The sequence below is a fragment of the Bradyrhizobium sp. CCBAU 45394 genome, assembly GCF_028128655.1.
GTDB classification, from domain to species: domain Bacteria; phylum Pseudomonadota; class Alphaproteobacteria; order Rhizobiales; family Xanthobacteraceae; genus Bradyrhizobium; species Bradyrhizobium diazoefficiens.
The window spans coordinates 1-6,861 of the sequence record NZ_LBIX01000111.1 but is presented as its reverse complement, the minus strand read 5'-3'; the positions used below and the strand labels follow the sequence as shown (position 1 = coordinate 6,861).

The following is a 6,861-nucleotide window of genomic DNA, read 5'->3' as shown; positions in this document are numbered from 1 at the left end:
AACCAGATCTATGCCTGGAAGAAGCAACTGCTGGACCAGGCGGCCCTGGCCTTCCTCCTCAACCCAAGCCGGGAGCAAAATAAATGAGGCAACCGATCGCACTCGGGAGCATCGATACGTGAGGCAATACGCTTCCCATCCAGATCGACGCGCTACAAACCATCGCCCGCAGCAGCGCCAGCAGATAATCCCGCTGCCGCTCGATGGTCCCTTGATCGAACAGCGCCGTGGCATAGCCCAGCGTCCCGGCGATCACCTCACCCTGCTCGCCAAGGCTCAGCTCCAGATCGAACTTGACCTGATCAATCTCTTCCCCGGCAGCTTCCACACTCAGCCCCGGCAGGTCCAATGACCCAACCGCATTGTTCTCCCAGGCCAGCATCACCTGGAACAACGGCGTGTGATCAAGACGCCGTGGCGGCTGCATGATCTCCACCACCTGCTCGAACGACAGGTCCTGGTGCTCCTGCGCTCCCAGGGCCGTGCGCCGCGTCCGCTCCAACAGCTCGGCCACGCTTGGTGCGCACGACAGGTCGAGCCGCAGCGCCAACGTGTTGACGAAGAAGCCGATCAACTCCTCGATCTCGCGGCGACCCCGATTGGCGCTCGGCACCCCGATCACAAGGTCGTCCTGCCCAGACAGCCGCGACAGCACCACAGCACCGCAGCCCACCCCGTCAGCACCGTCATGAACAACGTCGTGCCATGCTGCCGGCTCAGCCGCTTCAGACCCCGCGTCAGATCCGCATCCATCACGACAGCCACACTGGCCCCGGCAAACGACTGCTGCGCCGGCCGCGGCCGGTCCGTCGGCAAGGCAAGACGGGCCGGGGCATCAGATAGATTGTTGCGCCAGTACTGCGCCTGGCTCTGCAGCCGCGCGCCCGACAGCCATTGCCGTTGCCAGGCGGCACAGTCCGGATACTGGATCGCAAGCGGCGGCAGCGGATCGTCGTCTCCGGCCACGAACGCCCGGTACAGCTTGTGAGTTCGCGCACCAACACGCCCAGCGACCAGCCATCCGAGACAATGTGATGCTGCGTCAGCAGGAACACGTGCTCCTCGTCGGCGGTGCGGATCAGCCGGCCGCGGATCAACGGGCCGCGCGCCAGGTCGAACGGCGTGCGCGCTTCCTCCTGGCACAGCTCCGACAGCGCGGCATCCGCATCCAGCCTGCCCCGCACATCGTGCTCTACAACCGGCAGCCCCGCCTCCTCCGGCAGAAGCTCAACCCAGGGCTTGCCCTCCGGGGCGACAAAGCGACTGCGCAGCGCCTCGTGCCGCGCCACCAACCGGTCCAGGCTGCGCTGCCAGGCGCTGCGGTCGAGCCCACCCTTGAGCCGCCACCCCAGCTGAATGTGGTCAAGGGCGGACGTTGTTGGGTGATGCAACTCGGGACCCGCCCTTGGCGGCATTGTCCTTAAGATAAGATGAGTAGCGCGGGCATCTCAGCCCATTCCTAGAGCCAATATTGGCATACTTCCGCCAAGCCACCCTGGATACGCTTGGGTTCCCACGCTGCACATTCATCGCCGCACTGGCAAAATCATGAATTCGACCGGAGCGAGTCTCCGTATCCCGGACGATGTGCGAGGTCAGATCACCGATCAGGGCTCGATTTGTACTGGCACGTTGTTCACCGGGCAGTGCCAGCAATGGCGTCGCCATCAGGAAGGTAAAGGGGCTCGGTAGGACAATGCAGCCTTCAAACGGTTCGGCAAAGCGTCAACCGAGGGGGGTATCTATGAGCCTACGAAGTGTTTACGAGGCGCGACATAGTATCGGCCAAGCACTCGAGTTTTACAATGACCGACGTCCTCATTCGAATGGTAGACGGGGGTTGTGCTGACGACCAAGACGAGACGCAGATCGACGCTACACTGAACGCAAAGATCGCGCTGGAGACGGCGCGGGCGGCAATGACGACCGAACTGGCCCTGCGCCCGGAAGTAGCAACTGCTGAACCGGGGCCGTGCTTTTGACGCGGGCTTCGGCGAGAGATCGAGAACGTCAACTCAACAACACTGTTGATTTGGATCGACTGCCTACCAAGTTCCGGCGGCGCATTGAGGACACGTCTAGTACGGAGTTCAAAGCCGACGGTCACTTTCACGCTTTCTCCAACGCAGGATATCTCACCCCTCCATCCTCCTAGAGGCTATTTAGAAAGCGGTTCTCCAGGGTGAAGTCGGCCACGACTTCCTTCAGCGGCGAACAACCTACATTGTCGCGCTTCAGACATAGCGATGCTCCTTCGGGCAGGATGGAAAGGATTTCCGCTTTCTCAGAGCAGTTGGCACGATTCTTGATGTCCGTCTGCTTGCAAGTCGGCGGCGCTGACGCGCATCGTGATCGACAATAGACAGGAGCTAATCGTGGAAAAACGTACAGCAATGAAAATCGACCTGCTAGCCTACGGCCTAACCGAATTATCCCCACAAGAAGCAGCGGCAACTGTAGGAGGCTCGTTCTGGAAGATCTTCGATAGGGTCGTTCAAACAGTGACTCAAGTTGGGACCCTGGTGCTCGGTACAATATTTGGAGTTGGAATGATTCGCGGGCGCGGTGGTCGCCATCCATAATGAGATGGCTAGAGCCTTATCACCGCAATCAGAGTGCGGCGCTGGTCGGTGCACCACTTAAGCAGTGACCAGCCCCACTCGATCAGAGTTTCAATGGAGGCCGCCAATCGTCAATAGGAGTATACGTCTGCAATGACCAATATCCTGCTCCCTCCTGAAATGATCAATTTCACTGCAGAGAGCATCCTGTCGCGAGAATCAGGACGATCTTTGGCGATCTACAAGATCATCGTGTCTTCTGTCGCTGCGGCGTTGCTGTCGCTGCCAGTCATAACCGTCACGCTGTCAGTTCAAAGTGCCGGTGCGATTCGTCCTACCATTGAGAAGACTCCTCTGATCGCGCCCACCTCCGGGCGCATCTCACGTGTACTCGCAGTTGAGAACGATATTGTTGCACAAGGCGGAGAAATCCTCGCCCTTGACGATAAGGGCATTCAAGAGAAGATCAGTGTGCTCTCTGGCGAAATTCGTGCGAAGAACGATCGCACCGCTGATCTTCAGACCATGATCTCTTTCGGTGCGCAGGCGGACGCGCCCATCCCCCTGCGGACCGACTCCGCCAGGGCCGAGTGGCTGCATTTTCTCAACTTGTTGCGGGAGAACCAATATGCCCGCAGGAATGCCGCCGCAGAACTCGAACGTGCTCAGCGTCTCGTCTCGGTTGCTGCCGCGCCCGCGAAGTCAATTGAGGAAAAGGCTTTCGCTCTCCAAAGCCTTGAGGGGAGAGGCGAGATCCTCGCCCGGAGCAAATCCGCCGAATGGAACCAGCAGCTCTTCGACACTAATCTGCGCCTTAGAGAACTGACAGCCAACTTGCATCAGCTCGAGAACGAACGCGATCTGACTATCATCCGTGCCCCCGTGTCAGGGGCTATCGAGCAATTCGCCGGCCTTACGCCCGGAAGCTACGTCCAGGCAGGGCAAACCGTCGGCTGGATCTCGCCCGACCGCGAACTGGTGGCAGAAATCTACGTTTCGTCCAAAGACATCGGTTTCGTACAGCCCGGCCAGCCGGTGCGGCTCCAGGTCGATGCTTTCAACTACAATCAATGGGGTATGATCGACGCGACAGTGCTAGACGTGGCGCAGGACTTTACGCTGCGTGACAAGAAGCCGGTGTTCAAGGTTCGCTGCGCGCTCTCCCGAAATTACCTCGAGCTCACAAACGGGATAAAGGGTCATCTGAAGAAGGGCATGACCGTGCGCGGCCGCTTTCTCGTGGCGAAGCGCACACTCCTGCAACTACTCTACAACGAGATCGATGATTGGCTTAACCCGCTCCTGTCACCTCGCTAGTTAACTTTTCTAAGGAGCCAGTGAGCCGCCATGTCGACTCGGATCCCCAAGTTCAAGCAGCGCGACATCACGGATTGCGGGGTTGCGAGTCTTGCTTCCGTCGGAGCGTTCTATGGCTGCAAGTTGCCACTGTCGCTCATCCGTCAGTATGCCTCGACCGACCGCTCCGGTACCAGCGTGTCGGGTCTCCTCCAAGCGGCTCAAAAGCTCGGTTTCATTGCGAAGGGCGTCAAAGGTGACTTCGACAGCTTGCACAAGATTCCCAAGCCCGCCATCGCGCATGTGGTCGTAAAGGAGGTCCTGCACCACTTCGTGGTCGTTCAGGCGGTCGACCAGAGGTGGGTCACCATCATGGACCCAGCGTATGGAGAGATCCGAAAGCTGTCGCACGAGGAATTCAAGACGCAATGGACTGGTGTCCTGTTGCTTATGGTCCCGGCAGACACCTTCAAGCGCTGCGACGAGACCACCTCCCCCCTTCTCCGCTTTGCCCGACTGCTTGCGCCCCACCAAGCCGCGCTAACGCAGGCCCTCGTCGGCGCACTGATAACGACCCTCCTCGGCCTCTCGACGACCATCTACATCCAAAAGATTGTCGATCATGTTATCACAGCAGGAAACAGCAATTTGCTCAATCTAATGAGCGTCGTGATGCTGCTGATCCTTGTGCCGCAGACCCTGATCACTTTCCTGCGAAACCGGCTAGTCCTGCAAACGGGGCAAAAGATCGATCTCAACTTGATCCTAGGCTACTACAATCACGTCCTAAGCCTGCCCCAGAAGTTTTTTGATGGGATGCGTACGGGAGAAATCATCTCCCGCATGAACGACGCGGTCAAGATCAGAAGCTTTCTGAACGACGTCTCGATCACCTTATTTGTTGATGTGCTGGTGATCCTGTTCTCCTTTGGGCTGATGTTCGTCTACTCATGGAAAATCGCTTCGGTCGTGGCGGGCTCCGTCCCACTATACCTCTTCGTTTATTGGACCCTGAACCGGCTGAATAGCAAGCGCGAGCGCGCCATTATGGAGAATGCGGCAGATCTGGAGGCGCAGGTGGTAGAATCACTGGGAGCCATCTCCACGATCAAGGCTTTCGGAATAGAGAGCTATGCCGGCCTTAAGTTTGAGACTCGCTTTGTCAAGACCCTGCACTCCGTCTACAGGTCCGGCCTCATCTCAATCGTCGGAGACAATGCCTCGATCTTCCTCTCGACCCTTTTCACCATCGTGCTGATGTGGTTCGGTGCAACGCTTGCCCTCGATCAGACCATTACGCCCGGCGAGTTACTGTCCTGCTATGCGCTGTTCGGCCATATTACCGGCCCGGTTACAAGCCTAATTCACGCCAACAGGATTGTTCAGGATGCCATTATCGCGGCGGATCGCCTGTTTGAGATATTTGACCTTGATCCAGCAGGCAGCGGCGGCATTAATGCCACGACGTCCGACGTTGGCGACATTCATCTGGAGAACGTCACGTTCCGCCATGGCGCCCAGCCGGAGCTTTTCAAGGATTTCAGCGTCACCTTCCGGCGAGGGGAGATCACGGCTGTGGTCGGAGAAAGCGGCTCGGGCAAAAGTTCGCTTGCTGCGTTGCTGCAAAATGTGTACCCGCTTGAGGGTGGACGCATCCGCATCGGCTCCTATAACCTCCAAGACCTCTCGGCTGAATCCCTGCGCAAGATTGTTGCCGCGGTACCGCAATCCGTGGACGTGTTCTCGGCCTCAGTCATCGAGAACATCGCGCTTGGCGATTTCGAACCGAACACCGGGAAGATAGTGCACATCTGCGATCAAATCGGTCTGCGTGACGTGATCGAGCGCTGGCCAGGTGGCTACCAGGCCTATCTGGGCGAGAACGGCGTACGGCCTTCGGGCGGAGAGAAGCAGCGCCTAGCGTTGGCTCGAGCTTTGTACCGCGATCCGGAGATCTTAATCCTCGACGAGGCGACCGCCTCTCTCGACTCCGTCGCAGAGACATTTGTCATACGGGCGATTGAGGAACTGCGTCTGGCTGGCAAGATCATCGTGGTTATCTCTCATCGACTCAACACGATTTGCGGAGCCGATAAGATCGTCGTCTTGGATAAGGGATGTGTTGTTGCGGAGGGAAGGCATGCTGATCTGCTGACAGCTGAAGGCGCTTACGCTCGCTTGTGGCGGGCGCAGACCGGATTCAGCTAAACGCTTGGGTTCGTCAGAACCCAGACAGTCAGGCCGGGAATGGTCCCGACCGGACGTGACAAAGTCGTTGGCATCGCTTTTAATTCCGCGTTTCATCCCCAAAACGCAAGTACCGACACGGCAGGACTTGGGCCGTTGGTGTGATGTCTTCGTTAGACTTTTCCCGCGCGACGAATGCTTCAGTCTTCAACAGTCCGTCCGCCTTCCGCTTCAGCGAGCATTCGATCTTGGCATCTGGAACAACCAGCGACGATCTACCGTCACCACCCTGCTCTCCTCCGCAGTCGTGCTAACCAGCCATATTAGCAGAACAGGAAATGAGATATGGGTTGAACTCTAAACGGCGTGTTGTTGGCGCCCCCCCCCCCCCCCCCCCCCCCCCCCCCCCCCCCCCCCCCCCCCCCCCCCCCCCCCCCCCCCCCCCCCCCCCCCCCCCCCCCCCCCCCCCCCCCCCCCCCCCCCCCCCCCCCCCCCCCCCCCCCCCCCCCCCCCCCCCCCCCCCCCCCCCCCCCCCCCCCCCCCCCCCCCCCCCCCCCCCCCCCCCCCCCCCCCCCCCCCCCCCCCCCCCCCCCCCCCCCCCCCCCCCCCCCCCCCCCCCCCCCCCCCCCCCCCCCCCCCCCCCCCCCCCCCCCCCCCCCCCCCCCCCCCCCCCCATCTGCCGTGGCAAGGTCGAGTGGTCGAAATCCGGCTTCAGGCGCGACGCTTTCGATGCGCTAATCCGCAATGCCCGCGTCAGATATTCACCGAGCGGCTACCGGCAACGGTGCGGCCGAAAGCAAGACGCACAACCCGCCTC

Annotated in this window: 5 protein-coding genes and 1 pseudogene; 4 read left to right on the top strand and 2 right to left on the bottom strand. The window is 60.1% G+C overall.

Going from position 1 to position 6,861, the window contains the following annotated elements:
* Window positions 1-58: 58 nt before the first annotated feature.
* Window positions 59-655 (bottom strand): condensation domain-containing protein, encoded by a 597-nt coding sequence (locus tag WN73_RS12360; RefSeq protein WP_245570280.1) that lies wholly within the window; start codon window positions 653-655, stop codon window positions 59-61.
* Window positions 619-1,415 (bottom strand): annotated as a pseudogene (locus WN73_RS12355) (condensation domain-containing protein). Before WN73_RS12355 ends, WN73_RS12360 begins: the two are co-directional and overlap by 37 nt.
* 390 nt (window positions 1,416-1,805) lie before the next feature.
* On the opposite strand from WN73_RS12355, the gene WN73_RS12350 reads away from it, so the two are divergent.
* The 4 genes from WN73_RS12350 to WN73_RS12335 all read left to right on the top strand — a co-directional run bounded on the left by WN73_RS12350 (window position 1,806) and on the right by WN73_RS12335 (window position 6,065).
* Window positions 1,806-1,982: a hypothetical protein gene (locus tag WN73_RS12350; protein ID WP_179880109.1), complete on the top strand. Its 177-nt coding sequence runs from the start codon at window positions 1,806-1,808 to the stop codon at window positions 1,980-1,982.
* Between the two features lie 393 nt (window positions 1,983-2,375).
* Complete coding sequence (locus WN73_RS12345) at window positions 2,376-2,582, top strand: hypothetical protein (RefSeq protein ID WP_143279444.1); 207 nt, start codon at window positions 2,376-2,378, stop codon at window positions 2,580-2,582.
* Window positions 2,583-2,792: 210 nt separating this feature from the next.
* Window positions 2,793-3,878 (top strand): HlyD family secretion protein, encoded by a 1,086-nt coding sequence (locus WN73_RS12340; RefSeq protein ID WP_097669988.1) that lies wholly within the window; start codon window positions 2,793-2,795, stop codon window positions 3,876-3,878.
* Window positions 3,879-3,908: 30 nt separating this feature from the next.
* On the top strand, window positions 3,909-6,065 hold the full coding sequence (locus tag WN73_RS12335) for a peptidase domain-containing ABC transporter (RefSeq protein WP_097669987.1): 2,157 nt from the start codon (window positions 3,909-3,911) through the stop codon (window positions 6,063-6,065).
* The last annotated feature ends 796 nt before the right edge of the window (window positions 6,066-6,861 follow it).